12 protein-coding genes and 2 rRNA genes are annotated in these 15647 nt (G+C 45.3%); 12 read left to right on the top strand and 2 right to left on the bottom strand.

Annotated elements, in window-relative coordinates; translation table 11 throughout:
* Positions 1-113 precede the first annotated feature (113 nt).
* Complete coding sequence (locus tag MOJ78_RS03465) at positions 114-1403, bottom strand: glutamate-1-semialdehyde 2,1-aminomutase (protein WP_304979842.1); 1290 nt, start codon at positions 1401-1403, stop codon at positions 114-116.
* A 587-nt stretch (positions 1404-1990) separates the two neighbouring features.
* Between MOJ78_RS03465 and MOJ78_RS03470 the strand changes: the two genes are divergently transcribed.
* The 9 genes from MOJ78_RS03470 (at position 1991) to perR (ending at position 9043) form a co-directional block, all read left to right on the top strand.
* Positions 1991-3007, top strand: coding sequence for an ABC transporter ATP-binding protein (locus tag MOJ78_RS03470; protein ID WP_304979843.1), 1017 nt, complete (start codon positions 1991-1993; stop codon positions 3005-3007).
* Complete coding sequence (locus MOJ78_RS03475) at positions 3000-3791, top strand: ABC transporter permease (protein ID WP_304979844.1); 792 nt, start codon at positions 3000-3002, stop codon at positions 3789-3791. The genes MOJ78_RS03470 and MOJ78_RS03475 overlap by 8 nt, the downstream gene beginning before the upstream one ends.
* A gap of 6 nt (positions 3792-3797) precedes the next feature.
* The gene (locus MOJ78_RS03480; protein ID WP_304979845.1) at positions 3798-4583 is read left to right on the top strand and encodes an ABC transporter permease; all 786 of its coding nucleotides are present in this window, start codon (positions 3798-3800) and stop codon (positions 4581-4583) included.
* 133 nt (positions 4584-4716) lie between these two features.
* Positions 4717-5151, top strand: a complete 435-nt coding sequence (locus MOJ78_RS03485) for a potassium channel family protein (protein WP_304979846.1) — start codon at positions 4717-4719, stop codon at positions 5149-5151.
* Positions 5152-5323: 172 nt separating this feature from the next.
* Positions 5324-5791 (top strand): thioredoxin-dependent thiol peroxidase, encoded by a 468-nt coding sequence (bcp, locus tag MOJ78_RS03490; protein WP_304979847.1) that lies wholly within the window; start codon positions 5324-5326, stop codon positions 5789-5791.
* Positions 5792-5875: 84 nt separating this feature from the next.
* Positions 5876-6745, top strand: a complete 870-nt coding sequence (locus tag MOJ78_RS03495) for an alpha/beta hydrolase (protein ID WP_304979848.1) — start codon at positions 5876-5878, stop codon at positions 6743-6745.
* Between the two features lie 229 nt (positions 6746-6974).
* Positions 6975-7925 carry a D-2-hydroxyacid dehydrogenase gene (locus MOJ78_RS03500; protein ID WP_304979849.1) on the top strand — a complete coding sequence of 317 codons (951 nt, stop codon included), beginning with the start codon at positions 6975-6977 and terminating at the stop codon, positions 7923-7925.
* A gap of 3 nt (positions 7926-7928) precedes the next feature.
* On the top strand, positions 7929-8477 hold the full coding sequence (locus MOJ78_RS03505) for a cob(I)yrinic acid a,c-diamide adenosyltransferase (RefSeq protein ID WP_304979850.1): 549 nt from the start codon (positions 7929-7931) through the stop codon (positions 8475-8477).
* Positions 8478-8599: 122 nt separating this feature from the next.
* Positions 8600-9043 (top strand): peroxide-responsive transcriptional repressor PerR, encoded by a 444-nt coding sequence (gene perR, locus MOJ78_RS03510; protein ID WP_304979851.1) that lies wholly within the window; start codon positions 8600-8602, stop codon positions 9041-9043.
* A 16-nt stretch (positions 9044-9059) separates the two neighbouring features.
* On the opposite strand, the gene MOJ78_RS03515 is transcribed toward perR, so the two are convergent.
* Positions 9060-9422, bottom strand: coding sequence for a YgzB family protein (locus tag MOJ78_RS03515; RefSeq protein ID WP_304979852.1), 363 nt, complete (start codon positions 9420-9422; stop codon positions 9060-9062).
* 152 nt (positions 9423-9574) lie between these two features.
* On the opposite strand from MOJ78_RS03515, the gene MOJ78_RS03520 reads away from it, so the two are divergent.
* The 3 genes from MOJ78_RS03520 (at position 9575) to MOJ78_RS03530 (ending at position 15594) form a co-directional block, all read left to right on the top strand.
* Complete coding sequence (locus MOJ78_RS03520) at positions 9575-10444, top strand: nucleotidyltransferase-like protein (protein WP_304979853.1); 870 nt, start codon at positions 9575-9577, stop codon at positions 10442-10444.
* A 383-nt stretch (positions 10445-10827) separates the two neighbouring features.
* Positions 10828-12378: ribosomal RNA gene (locus MOJ78_RS03525) — 16S ribosomal RNA — on the top strand.
* Positions 12379-12657: 279 nt separating this feature from the next.
* Positions 12658-15594, top strand: a 23S ribosomal RNA gene (locus MOJ78_RS03530).
* Together the 16S and 23S rRNA genes form the textbook arrangement of a ribosomal RNA operon.
* Positions 15595-15647: the final 53 nt, after the last annotated feature.

A 15647-nucleotide genomic window follows, 5' to 3' on the forward strand; every position in this document is an offset into this window, starting at 1 on the left:
AATTGTCAATTAAAGCAAGATGCTTTACATATTCTTAATATAAATAATGGGGCTGGTAAAGCATGCACTTTATTAACATTCTTTAGGTCAGCCCCATCGATTGTTTACCTTTTTTATAGATTCTTAAATGCATATTCGACAGCATTCAAGGTTTCTTTTACATCGGATTCCGTATGTGCTGTTGTCACAAACCACGCTTCATATTTAGAGGGTGCGAGGTTTACTCCTTGCTGCAGCATGAGGTTGAAGAACCGAGCGAACATTTCGCCATCACTTTCCTCCGCCTGTTCATAGTTTACGACTCTCTCGTTTGTACCGAAGTAAATCGTCAATGCTCCTTTTAACCGGTTGATAGACAGGGGCACATCATATAGTTCAGCTAATCTTAAAATACCAGCCTCTAGCGCCTCACCAAGTGCATCCATCTGTTCGTAAACCCCATCCTGCTGTAGTATTTCAAGACAAGCGATTCCAGCAGATATTGAGGCGGGATTTCCGGCCATCGTTCCAGCTTGGTAGGCAGGTCCTAGCGGTGCGACCTTCTCCATGATTTCCTTTTTACCCCCGTAAGCCCCGATTGGTAAGCCGCCACCGATGATTTTTCCTAGTGCAGTCATATCCGGTTCGATATTTAAAAGGTTCTGTGCGCCTCCATACTTGAATCGGAATGCAGTGATAACTTCGTCGTAGATGACGAGAGAACCGGCATCATGCGCGATTGCGTTGACAGCTTCTAGGAATCCAGGCTCAGGTTCAACGATTCCAAAGTTCCCGACGATCGGTTCTACTAAAACACCAGCAATTTCATCCCCCCAACGATCCATAGCTTCCTTAAAAGAGTCAATGTCGTTGAAAGGTACTGTAATCACTTCCTTTGCAATGCTTTTCGGAACGCCTGCAGAGTCTGGTGTGCCAAGCGTTGATGGACCTGATCCTGCCGCTACTAAAACAAGGTCGGAGTGTCCGTGATAGCATCCAGCGAATTTTACTATTTTATCTCGGCCTGTGTAGGCACGTGCGACCCGGATCGTTGTCATGACCGCTTCTGTCCCTGAATTGACAAATCGGACCTTTTCCATAGAAGGAATGGCATCCTTGAGCATTTTAGCGAACTTGTTTTCTAATCGGGTAGGTGTACCGTATAACACTCCGTTTTCGGCCGCATTGGTAATAGCCTTTGTAATATGCGGATGGGCGTGACCTGTGATGATCGGACCATATGCTGCTAAATAGTCTATGTACTGGTTACCATCAGCATCCCAAAAGTACGCTCCCTGAGCACGATCCATAAATGTCGGGGCGCCTCCGTTTACAGCTTTATAAGACCGAGATGGACTATTCACCCCACCTACAATATGTTCAAGTGCTTCCCCGTATAACTTTTTTGACTGATTCCGTTCCATTATTAATGCCTCCTATTTATAAAGTGCGTGTTCAAAAAGTAGACGAATCAGACGTGTAGGAAGTTCGACTAAATACGTTACGTCCTGCGCCTGCGGTTACTCGGCGCAAAACTGCATTGTTGTTAGGCTTTTAGATGTCTTGTAACAACGTCGAACTGACTCACATCGTGTGAGCCCGAGGCGCAACAGTTTCGAGGACCGGAACGTATGGTGTCAATACGTGTGGACCAGAGAAACCGAGCACCAGATTTTACTTCTTTTGAAATTCTTCGCACGCAGGAAAAGTGTACTTCTTTTTCAAGGAACGAAGAAATTCGCAGTTTATCAACGAGCGGTACTTGCACGAAGTCTACGAGTTGTACCGAGGAAGCTTACCTCGGAGCATGTACTTGTAGACGCAGGTACATGAGCCCTTGGATACTTTTTGAAATACCTTTAATGGATGTATATTACTTTCGCTTAATTGCCTACCTATTGTAGCAAATTCTCATCAATTACGCAGACTAAAGGGTGTATTTCAAATCAATAAAGTTGTATTTTCGCAGGTTGGTCTTTACACTATTAATGGTGTAATTGGAGGGAAAATAATGAGTAACTTAATGATAGATGTTGATGATTTGGCGAAGGAGTTCAAGTCTTATTCAAGTCGTTCAGGACTTAAAGGGGCTTTCAGGGATCTCCTTACAAGGAATTATAAAATCCATAAAGCGGTCGATTCGATCTCGTTGAAGGTGAAACCTGGCGAAATGGTCGGCTATATCGGTGAGAATGGTGCTGGTAAATCAACGACCATCAAGATGCTGACCGGTATTCTTACTCCGACAGCGGGGAGTGTCACGATCAATGGAATGAATCCGCATAAGGAGCGGGAACGGTTTGTGAAAACTATCGGTGTCGTTTTTGGTCAACGATCCCAATTATGGTGGGATATCGCCGTACAGGAATCGTTCCGTCTGCTGAAAAAAGTGTACAACGTATCTGATGAAGATTATAAACATCATATGGGAATGGTGATCGAGGCGTTGGATATAGCTCCATTGCTCGATAAACCTGTGAGAAAGCTGTCGCTCGGTCAACGAATGCGTTGTGAATTAGCAGCAGCACTCATCCACAACCCGCCGTTACTTTTTCTTGATGAACCGACAATCGGGCTTGATGTACTCGTAAAGCTGAAAATCCGTGAGTTCCTTAAGGAATTGAACGAGCGTTACAACACAACAGTCATGTTGACTACTCATGACCTTACTGACATCGAAGCCCTTTGTGAGCGGGTCGTCATGCTCGATGAAGGGAAAATCATCTATGATGGAGCATTAAATCAGTTGAAAACAAGCTGGGGCGAAGGGAAGCAAATCCAGTTCCACTTCACATCTCCGAAAACGAAGGAGGAACTTTTACAAACAACCGGCAGTGAGCTTGTTGTTTGGGAGCCAGGTGAAAACCCGAATAGCTGGACGGCAAACGTCTCAAATGATGAAGAAGTCATATCGATTTTAATTAAAAACGTTGTGGCCGATCATCGGATTCTTGATCTGAGACTATTGGAAACGTCAACGGAAGAAATCATCCGTAACATTTACGAGGAAGGCGTTATCCGTGGGTAAGTACATTGAAATGATCCGGATTCGCTTTCTGATGATGCTCGCCTACCGTACCAATTACTACAGCGGTATCATTATTTACAGCATTAATATCGCTGCCTATTATTTTTTATGGAGTGCGATCTATGGAGGAAAAGAGGATATTGAAGGACTGTCTGTCATTCAGATGACGACGTACATAGCGGTTGCCTGGATGGCGCGTGCTTTTTACTTCAACAACATCGATCGAGAAATTGCGATGGAAATTAAAGAGGGGAAGGTAGCGGTTGAACTCATCCGTCCATACCATTATTTAAGTATGAAAACGATGCAAGCGTTAGGGGAAGGGATCTTCCGGTTACTCTTTTTCTCGGTTCCAGGAATGGTGATCGTCAGTCTCATTTTCCCTTTACAAATATCCGCAGAGCCATCTACATGGGGATTCTTTGCCTTTTCAATTGTATTCAGTTTTATCATTAATACACAGATCAATTTGATGACAGGCATCCTCACATTTTTCTTATTCAATAATGATGGCTTGATTCGGGCGAAACGAGTCGTCATCGATCTTTTTTCTGGGTTGATTTTGCCGATCAGCTTTTATCCAGTTTGGGCGCAATCGATCATGGGGATGTTTCCTTTTCAATACATCTCATACGTGCCGAGTATGATTTTTACGGGAGGCTTTGTCGGTTCTGAGGTTTGGCATGCTATGATGATGCAGTTTCTCTGGGTTGCAATTCTTTTCATACCGATTCAACTGCTATGGATGCTTGCGAAAAAACAAATGGTCATTCAGGGAGGGTAATCGAGCATGTCTTATGTTTCAATATTTATGCAATATGTCGGTCAGTACATGAAAACACGATTAACCTACCGTACGGATATGATCGTTGAAATTATATCGGACCTGCTTTTTCAAGCGGTCAATCTCATCTTTATCCTTGTTGTTTTCGGGCATACACAGCTATTAAGCGGGTGGACGAAGGATGAAATCATCTTTATATATGGATTTTTCCTAATCCCGTTTGCGGTATTCTCAACCTTTTTCAACATTTGGGACTTTAATGAACGGTATATCGTAAAAGGGGAGTTGGATCGGATTCTGACACGTCCGATTCATAGCTTGTTTCAAGTCATTCTCGAACGGCTGGAGCTTGAATCGATGTTTGGCGTCATCACAGGGTTAGCTGTGATGATTTATGCTGGGCAAAATCTCGGACTATCAATCGAGTGGTACGATCCGATTCTATTCCTGTTGTTCGTAGTCGGCGGGTCGCTAGTCTATGCGGGGATCTTCATCAGTATCGCGACGATCAGCTTTTGGTCGGACAGCAGGACGGCGATTATGCCGATGATGTACAATATCGGAAATTTCGGGCGTTATCCAGTTGATATTTATAATCAAATCATCCGGTTCGTTCTGACGTGGGTTTTGCCATTTGCATTTGTCGGTGTGTATCCGGCCGCCTTTTTCCTTGGTAAAACAGATTGGTACTTGTATGCTTTCCTGACGCCGGTCATGGGGATCGTCTTCTTTATCTTATCGATCATCCTCTGGAACATCGGCGTCACAAAGTATCGAGGAGCTGGGAACTGATTTGAATTGGACATCGCCCGACTTCTTTAGGATTCCGTGCACTAAACTTCAAAAATTCGTATAGCGTTATTTAGTTGGTCCGACTTGTCCTATCTTTGTCCCTTTTTGCATAGGCTTAGATGAGGTGGAAAAGATGGACCTTCTTTTTTTGTTACTAATTATGTGTGCAGTGGCTCTCATCGTATTTAGAAGTCTCCGTTCCTTTTTTGTACATACGCCTGTGCGCCGGAAACCTCCGAGGGGATTTATCTCACTGGAGGATTTGGCTTCCTTATTTATCGTTTATTCAATAATAATTTTAGGCTTCGGGACCATATATCTAAGCATGTTGTTAAATGATATCCCTGTACTGATGGAGGGTGGCTTTCCTCTTAGAGGGGATTATATAGAACTTGCCGAATCGGTTTCCTATTTTAGTGCTGTTACATTGCTTTCGGTTGGATACGGGGACATTACACCAGTCGGGATTGGACGATGGATTTCGATTTTCGAGGCACTTGTCGGATATCTGTTACCAGCAGCATTTGTTTTATCCACTTTTACCGGGAATGGAAAAAAGTCAGAATAGTTGTAACCTTTATGCTCTTTAGGTACCCTGAATATATGAGGATGTTCAAAAAGAACCAAATGATAAACTACGAATTTTTCGAACGCACAGGGCGTGACGTATTTAGCCAGTGTTGTTTCTGATTCGTCACTTTTTGAACCTTTATTCAAGTCTTGTATTGGAGGGTATCAAAATGGCTGTAAAAACAGGTCAAAAGGCTCCGGATTTTACCGTGGCCGCAAACAATGGTGAAAATGTAAGGTTATCGGATTTTAAAGGAAAAAATGTTGTTCTCTATTTTTATCCGAAAGACATGACACCAGGCTGTACAACAGAGGCATGTGATTTCAGAGACAACTACAAAAAGTTCGGTGACTTAGATACGGTGATTCTCGGGGTGAGTCCGGATCCGGTTGATCGCCATAACAAATTCATTGAAAAACATGATCTTCCATTCTTGTTGTTGGCAGACGAGGAGCATAAGGTTGCGGACCTATACGATGTATGGCAATTAAAGAAAAACTTCGGAAAAGAATACATGGGGATCGTTCGCTCGACCTTCATCATTGACAAAAATGGTGAGCTCGTAAAGGAATGGCGTAAAGTTCGTGTGAAGGATCATGTTACTGAGGCACTGGAGTACATCAAGGTAAATCTTTAAACTAAAATGAAGATTCAGGGGGGGTTGCCATATGTAAATCGGACAGCCTCTCTCTTTTTTGTTGGGTCACAAGGAGGAATGATTTTGAAAAAATTGAATTTAGAATATGAAATAGTTGGGGATGGAACGACAACGCTTATCATCGAATCCGGCATTGGGGGATCGTTTTACAATTGGAAGCCGTTAGTTAACAAGATAAAGGAATCTTTTACGATCGTTTTATATCATCGCTCTGGGTATGGGAAAAGCCAATCTTCAAATGAACCTAGAACGACCCGGAATATTGCTAGTGAATTACATAGTCTCACTGAAAAAATAGGGGTAAAAGAGAAATTCGTATTATTGGGGCATTCGTTTGGAGGGTTATGTGCACAGCACTTTGCTAAAATGTATCCTAACCAATTAAAGGGTGTCGTTCTTGTTGATTCTACCTCGCATAATTTTCAACAGTTGTACGATTTGGACGTACCAGTTATGAATTCGATGATCAGTATCGAAAAAATGGTCGAAAGCTGTCTAACGAATTCCGAACTATCACAACAGGAACTACAAGTGAAATACACAGATATGTTAACTGAGTATAGTAAGAAGGCTTCTGATCGTGATGCAAAAGGAATGGAAGAGTTCGTCACAAATCCCCGTCTTTATAAAACGACAGCTGCCGAATTTGAAAATTGGGGTACAAGTAGTGCGGACATTAAGAATAGCGGGGTTTTTCCTAACGTTCCACTAATCGTAATTGCAAGAGATAAGGAATTCGCTGCAAAGCCTTGGCTTGATCATAGCATTCCGAAAGAAGAAGCTGCTTTATATGAAGATGTATGGCGTGATCTACAAGTAGAGTTATCTGAGCTATCAACGAAAGGTGAACTCATCATCGCAGAAAACAGTGATCATGAAGTCCACATAGATAGACCGGACATCGTCATCCAATCATTAGATCAGTTCTTTTAACAAATAGTGTGATAAAATTAAGTCAAAAATCTAAACCCTGAACAGCCGAAATAGTGCCGCTTCATATTAAAACCCTCATTACAGGGTCGTTCGTCTATACGAAGCAGGACTTTTCAGCATATAACAGAAGTAACTAAATCTCTTCTAATCATTCAGGGGACTCAAAGGCAAGCGAGTCTCCTTTTTTACACGTAGTTAACGATAACTTTTCAACTAAGGAGGCTGTCAAATGTACATTCTTTCTTCGGCAAAAATCCGTTATTCGATTCAGGATCGGCTACAAGAAAAATACCCAGAGTTTACGTTTCAATTTTGTCAGGGAATGGAAGAGGCTAAGGTTTATTTAGATAAAGCAGACATACTGATTACATATGGCGAAGATCTGACTCCTGAACTTATGGAACAGGCGAACAAATTACAATGGATTCATGTCATCTCGGCAGGTCTCGATAAAATGCCTTTTCAAGCGATTGAACAACGTGAGATTCTCGTAACCAATGCGCGGGGAATCCATCAAACACCGATGGCGGAGTATACAATTGCGATGATGTTGCAAGTTGTCCGAAAACTTCCTTTGATTCATCAAAATCAAACGAATAAAGTATGGGATCGTAAATTGAAAATGGATGAACTTCACGGAAAAACACTCGGTGTACTTGGTGCAGGGGCAATCGGCTCAGAAATTGCCCGATTAGCGAAAGCGTTCCAGATGACAACCATTGGAATGAATCGAAGCGGGAAGCCTGTCGATCATTTTGATGAAATTATTACGGAAGAACATCTCGATAACCTACTTGTCAAGGCAGATTTTCTCGTATCTGTTCTACCGAAAACAGAATCAACAGGAGCTTTTTTAATGAAACGACATTTTGAAATGATGCAAGACCACGCCGTTTTTATTAATATCGGACGTGGGACAACGGTAGATCAATACGGATTGATTGAAGCCTTAAAACAAAATCAGATTGCCCACGCAGTGCTTGATGTAATGGCAGAAGAACCACTGCCTGAAGAGAACCCACTCTGGGAGATGGAAAATGTCACCGTGACGCCTCACATTTCCGGAATAACGCCGCAATACCAGCAACGCGCTTTTGAACAATTTGAAAACAATTTACACGTTTACCGAACAGGCAAAGGGAAGTATATAAATGTAATTGATCTTGACAGGGGGTATTAAGCGATGAAAATTTATACGAAATCTGGAGATAAAGGAACGACCTCACTCGTTTATGGCAACCGTGTACCCAAAAATGATTCAAGAGTGGATGCATACGGAACCTGTGATGAAGCGAATTCAATGATTGGATTAGGGTTAAGCTATTTACATGAGCAGGATCGCGAATGGAAGGTTGAATTCGAAAAAACGATGCACCGTGTTCAGACTGTTCTTTTTCATGTAGGGGCTGAACTTGCAACACCAGCAGGTAAAAAGGTTGGCTGGACACTAGAAGAAAAGGACCTCACATTTTTAGAAGAGGCAATCGATCGTTGGGATGACGAACTGACCCCTCTGAAACAATTTGTATTGCCAGGTGGATCTAAGGCTGCATCTGCTTTTCATGTTTCGCGAACTGTCGCCCGGCGAGCCGAACGGCTAGCAGTAAGTATTGAGGACGTCAATCCACTGGTTCTATCCTATTTAAACCGTTTGTCCGATTTTCTGTTTGTCGCAGCACGATACGTGAATAAGCAGATGGATGTGATTGAGCCTGTTCTTCACGAGCAATAGCCTGTGATTGGTGGTGTATGTCGAGGAAAATGGGTGTAGATTGACAACAAACGCATAATCCGTGTACACTAATTATAAATATTATAAAGTAAGAATGTTTTTTGGAAGAGAGGTGCATGACGATGCCACAAGAAGAAAATCGCTTGCAGACGGCGGTTGATACGTTGAAGGGTGCGGGAGTTCGCATAACCCCACAACGTCATGCGATTCTGGAATATTTAATTCAAACGCTGTCTCATCCGACTGCTGATGAGATTTATAAAGCATTAGAGGGAAAGTTTCCGAACATGAGTGTTGCCACAGTTTATAATAATCTTCGTGTCTTTCGTGAGGTAGGGCTGGTAAAAGAATTGACTTATGGAGATTCCTCCAGTCGCTTCGATTGTGTCACTACAGATCATTATCACATCATTTGTGAGGATTGCGGAAAAATAGTGGACTTTTCCTATCCGGGCCTAAATGAAGTCGAGGATGTTGCAAAACATGTAACAGGCTTCAGAGTCGGCCATCACCGGATGGAAGTGTACGGATCTTGTCCTGATTGTCAAAAAGCGAAGGCACATTAAAAAGACTGACAACCCGTCAGTCTTTTTTCATGCTCTTTTTTTGGTTATACTTTTCATCGAACTCAACACCTTCAAGGGAAGGGTCCATTGTTAAGGGTTGCTTGCAAAACATGCAAGAGTCAACACGTCCGAGCACCTTCGTAATTTTATGACAGTTTGGGCATTCCACCTGAACCGCCTTCGTTGATAGCATTCCAATCCATATGTATACACCCGCACTGGAAAGGGTTGCGAGAAACCCAATCAACATAAGTATTGTCATCACTAGGTAGCTTGCTTTAAAATAAAGCCCCAGATACATAATGATAATTCCGATGAAAACCAAGCTTAGGGCAAAGGTTCTAATTTTATTTATTTTACTTGTATATTTGATGTCCATAATATGCATTCCTCCTGCACACAGTATAGCAAATAAGTAGAACGAATTCATGAACAATTGATTAAGATTTTAGATTTGAAAAGGAAAAGCCGAAGAGATATGGAATAATTATGGTTAGGAAGCAACGGATATTATTACAGGAGATGATGACAATGGAAGATATATTACGGCCGTTGTACCAAGAACGGGCAAGTCATAATGAAACACTTGGGGTATTGTTAGTTGAAAAAAATAAAAAGTACAGTCCATCTACCGATCACTTTGATGTTATTTTGTTTATCATCGTTGAACATGCGGAATCATCCTGGCAGGTCAAACATTATGAGTTTGAAGATAAAAAAGCAGCGTTACATGTTGTCGATCTTCAGCAATTAAACGAATGGCTTATGCTAGGTTCACACCGACGCGTAGTTGACTGGGTCGTAAACGGACGAGTCCTGTTTGACCGAAACGAATTTGTTGATGCTTTAAAAACACGAATCAATGACTTTCCGATTGCAGAACGACAAAAGAAAATCGGAATCGAGTTTGCAAAGCTTGTTCGCAGGTTTTCGGATGGAAAAGAACTTTATTATGCCGGACACTATCTCGATGCCTATAACAACATTATGCATGCACTGCACCATCTTGCTCGTTTATCAGTTATTGAGCACGGGTTCTATCCTGAAGTAACTGTCTGGAATCAAGTTAGACAAATCGAACCTGAAATTTATAAGTTGTATGAAGAGCTTTCCTCCAGTGAAGAACCCATTAATAAACGAATCGAACTGTTGATCATCGCCAATGAGTTTTCGATGTCTTCAAAAACCGATCTTGGCTCTCGTCATCTGAAAGAGATCATGTCGGAGAAGGATGATGCATGGTCTTTCTCAGAGTTAATGGATCACGACGAACTATCCGATTACAAAATTGATCTTAGTTCATTAATTGAACATCTAATAGAAAAAGAATACATCCAAGTCGTTCGACATGAAACGAAAGGAAAAGGAATTTATCATCGAACCTACAAATGTGTTCGGTAAGATACTTCTTAGGTGAAGGACATTCCGATAAGGGATGTCCTTATTTAATGAGAGAAGCTTGCTTTAATTTCTTCTCAAATTGCAGAAAACGTGTTGACACCTTTTTTTAGGCGTGGTATATTATATCTCGTCGCTGCGAAAGGCGGCGGTTATAAAACAAAAAAAGTTGTTGACAGTGATTGCTTCAAATGTTATTCTATAAAAGTCGCTGTTAACGAGACAGCAAGCAACAAACTTCGATTCGAAACCACACATTTTGTGATTTCATAATCGACAATCAGCTCTTTGAAAACTGAACAAAAGCCAAGCGTGAAAATGGGTCTTTTTATTAAGAACCCTAATCAATTTCGATTTACATTTAATGAGCAAATCAAACTTCAACTTTATTGGAGAGTTTGATCCTGGCTCAGGACGAACGCTGGCGGCGTGCCTAATACATGCAAGTCGAGCGAACCAACGAGGAGCTTGCTCCTTTGAGGTTAGCGGCGGACGGGTGAGTAACACGTGGGCAACCTGCCTGTAAGACTGGGATAACTCCGGGAAACCGGGGCTAATACCGGATAACTTTTCTCTCTGCATAGGGAGAAGATAAAAGATGGCTTCGGCTATCACTTACAGATGGGCCCGCGGCGCATTAGCTAGTTGGTGAGGTAAGGGCTCACCAAGGCGACGATGCGTAGCCGACCTGAGAGGGTGATCGGCCACACTGGGACTGAGACACGGCCCAGACTCCTACGGGAGGCAGCAGTAGGGAATCTTCGGCAATGGACGAAAGTCTGACCGAGCAACGCCGCGTGAGTGAGGAAGGCCTTCGGGTCGTAAAACTCTGTTGTCAGGGAAGAACAAGTACCGTTCGAACAGGGCGGTACCTTGACGGTACCTGACCAGAAAGCCACGGCTAACTACGTGCCAGCAGCCGCGGTAATACGTAGGTGGCAAGCGTTGTCCGGAATTATTGGGCGTAAAGCGCGCGCAGGCGGTCTCTTAAGTCTGATGTGAAAGCCCACGGCTCAACCGTGGAGGGTCATTGGAAACTGGGGGACTTGAGTACTGGAGAGGAGAGTGGAATTCCACGTGTAGCGGTGAAATGCGTAGATATGTGGAGGAACACCAGTGGCGAAGGCGGCTCTCTGGCCAGTAACTGACGCTGAGGCGCGAAAGCGTGGGGAGCAAACAGGATTAGATACCCTGGTAGTCCACGCCGTAAACGATGAGTGCTAGGTGTTGGGGGGTTCCACCCTCAGTGCTGACGTTAACACATTAAGCACTCCGCCTGGGGAGTACGACCGCAAGGTTGAAACTCAAAGGAATTGACGGGGGCCCGCACAAGCAGTGGAGCATGTGGTTTAATTCGAAGCAACGCGAAGAACCTTACCAGGTCTTGACATCCTTCGCTACTTCTAGAGATAGAAGGTTCCCCTTCGGGGGACGAAGTGACAGGTGGTGCATGGTTGTCGTCAGCTCGTGTCGTGAGATGTTGGGTTAAGTCCCGCAACGAGCGCAACCCTTAATCTTAGTTGCCAGCATTCAGTTGGGCACTCTAAGGTGACTGCCGGTGACAAACCGGAGGAAGGTGGGGACGACGTCAAATCATCATGCCCCTTATGACCTGGGCTACACACGTGCTACAATGGATGGTACAAAGGGCAGCAAAACCGCGAGGTTGAGCGAATCCCATAAAGCCATTCTCAGTTCGGATTGCAGGCTGCAACTCGCCTGCATGAAGCCGGAATTGCTAGTAATCGCGGATCAGCATGCCGCGGTGAATACGTTCCCGGGCCTTGTACACACCGCCCGTCACACCACGAGAGTTTGTAACACCCGAAGTCGGTGGGGTAACCTTTTGGAACCAGCCGCCGAAGGTGGGACAGATGATTGGGGTGAAGTCGTAACAAGGTAGCCGTATCGGAAGGTGCGGCTGGATCACCTCCTTTCTAAGGAGTCCTTTTAGGACATTAAGAACGTCGATTAAGTTCGTCACGTCCTGTGACAACATCGACGTCAGCCCATCCATGGGCAAGTCACGCTTTGGCTTTTGTTTAGTTTTGAAAGAGCTATTTGTTCTTTCAGAACATTCTTCATGTAAATGGAGAACTTTGTTCCTTGAAAACTAGATAACGAAAATTCTTGATAACAAGACATCGAAACTATGCGTTAATGTGATGCTTCGGCATCATGAAAACCGATACTCACGAGCGATCGTGAGCATCATTGGTTAAGTTATGAAGGGCGCACGGTGAATGCCTTGGCACTAGGAGCCGAAGAAGGACGGGACGAACACCGATATGCCTCGGGGAGCTGTAAGTAGGCTTTGATCCGGGGATTTCCGAATGGGGGAACCCACTGTCCGTAATGGGACAGTATCCATACCTGAATACATAGGGTATGAGAAGGCAGACCTGGGGAACTGAAACATCTTAGTACCCAGAGGAAGAGAAAGCAATTGCGATTTCCTGAGTAGCGGCGAGCGAAACGGAATCAGCCCAAACCAAGAGGCTTGCCTCTTGGGGTTGTAGGACACTCTATACGGAGTCAGAAAGGAACGGCGTAGGTGAAGTGGTCTGGAAAGACCCGCCAGAGGAGGTAACAGCCCTGTAGCCAAAACGTCGCTCCCTCCAGAGTGGATCCTGAGTACGGCGGGACACGTGAAACCCCGTCGGAAGCTGGGAGGACCATCTCCCAAGGCTAAATACTCCCTAGTGACCGATAGTGAACCAGTACCGTGAGGGAAAGGTGAAAAGCACCCCGGAAGGGGAGTGAAAGAGATCCTGAAACCGTGTGCCTACAAGTAGTCGGAGCCCGTTAACGGGTGACGGCGTGCCTTTTGTAGAATGAACCGGCGAGTTACGATCACGTGCAAGGTTAAGTTGAAAAGACGGAGCCGCAGCGAAAGCGAGTCTGAACAGGGCGAATCGAGTACGTGGTCGTAGACCCGAAACCGAGTGATCTACCCATGTCCAGGGTGAAGTTCAGGTAACACTGAATGGAGGCCCGAACCCACGCACGTTGAAAAGTGCGGGGATGAGGTGTGGGTAGGGGTGAAATGCCAATCGAACTCGGAGATAGCTGGTTCTCCCCGAAATAGCTTTAGGGCTAGCCTCGTGGCTAGAGTTCTGGAGGTAGAGCACTGATTGGACTAGGGGTCCCCACAGGATTACCGAATTCAGTCAAACTCCGAATGCCAGCAACTTATCCACGGGAGTCAGACTGCGAGTGATAAGATCCGTAGTCGAAAGGGAAACAGCCCAGACCATCAGCTAAGGTCCCCAAGTATACGTTAAGTGGAAAAGGATGTGGAGTTGCCCAGACAACCAGGATGTTGGCTTAGAAGCAGCCACCATTTAAAGAGTGCGTAATAGCTCACTGGTCGAGTGACTCTGCGCCGAAAATGTACCGGGGCTAAACGTATCACCGAAGCTATGGATTGTACCGATGGTACAGTGGTAGGGGAGCGTTCAAAGGGCAGAGAAGCGAGACCGGAAGGACTCGTGGAGCGCTTTGAAGTGAGAATGCCGGTATGAGTAGCGAAAAGAGAAGTGAGAATCTTCTCCATCGAAAGCCCAAGGTTTCCTGAGGAAGGCTCGTCCGCTCAGGGTTAGTCGGGACCTAAGCCGAGGCCGAAAGGCGTAGGCGATGGCCAACAGGTTGAAATTCCTGTACCACCTCCTTTCCGTTTGAGCAACGGGGGGACGCAGGAAGGTAGGGAGAGCGCGCTTTTGGATATGCGCGTCCAAGCAGTTAGGCCGGTGGATAGGCAAATCCGTCCACCATAACGGCGGAGCTGTGATGGCGAGGGAACTAAAGTACCGAAGTCCCTGATCCTACACTGCCAAGAAAAGCCTCTAGCGAGGAAAGAGGTGCCCGTACCGCAAACCGACACAGGTAGGCGAGGAGAGAATCCTAAGATGCTCGGGAGAACTCTCGTTAAGGAACTCGGCAAAATGACCCCGTAACTTCGGGAGAAGGGGTGCTCTGATAGGGTGCAAGCCCGAGAGAGCCGCAGTGAAAAGATCCAAGCGACTGTTTAGCAAAAACACAGGTCTCTGCGAAGCCGTAAGGCGAAGTATAGGGGCTGACACCTGCCCGGTGCTGGAAGGTTAAGAGGAGGGGTTATCCCTTACGGGAGAAGCTCTGAATCGAAGCCCCAGTAAACGGCGGCCGTAACTATAACGGTCCTAAGGTAGCGAAATTCCTTGTCGGGTAAGTTCCGACCCGCACGAAAGGTGCAACGACTTGGATACTGTCTCAACGAGAGACCCGGTGAAATTATAGTACCTGTGAAGATGCAGGTTACCCGCGACAGGACGGAAAGACCCCATGGAGCTTTACTGTAGCCTGATATTGGATTTTGGTATCGTTTGTACAGGATAGGTAGGAGCCTAAGAAGCCGGACCGCCAGGTTCGGTGGAGGCGTCGGTGGGATACTACCCTGACGGTATTGAAATTCTAACCCAGGACCGTGATCCGGTTCGGAGACAGTGTCAGGTGGGCAGTTTGACTGGGGCGGTCGCCTCCTAAAGTGTAACGGAGGCGCCCAAAGGTTCCCTCAGAATGGTTGGAAATCATTCGCAGAGTGTAAAGGCACAAGGGAGCTTGACTGCGAGACCTACAAGTCGAGCAGGGACGAAAGTCGGGCTTAGTGATCCGGTGGTTCCGCATGGAAGGGCCATCGCTCAACGGATAAAAGCTACCCTGGGGATAACAGGCTTATCTCCCCCAAGAGTCCACATCGACGGGGAGGTTTGGCACCTCGATGTCGGCTCATCGCATCCTGGGGCTGAAGTAGGTCCCAAGGGTTGGGCTGTTCGCCCATTAAAGCGGTACGCGAGCTGGGTTCAGAACGTCGTGAGACAGTTCGGTCCCTATCCGTCGCGGGCGCAGGAAATTTGAGAGGAGCTGTCCTTAGTACGAGAGGACCGGGATGGACACACCGCTGGTGTACCAGTTGTTCCACCAGGAGCATAGCTGGGTAGCTACGTGTGGACGGGATAAGTGCTGAAAGCATCTAAGCATGAAGCCCCCTCAAGATGAGATTTCCCATCGCGTCAAGCGAGTAAGATCCCTCAGAGAAGATGAGGTTGATAGGTCTGGTGTGGAAGCGTGGTGACACGTGGAGCTGACAGATACTAATTGATCGAGGACTTAACCTCAAAAAATCGATGTTTGAGTCAAGAATGGACGTTATCTAGTTTTGAAGGAATGT

This window comes from Alkalihalobacillus sp. AL-G (assembly GCF_030643805.1).
GTDB lineage: Bacteria > Bacillota > Bacilli > Bacillales > Fictibacillaceae > Pseudalkalibacillus.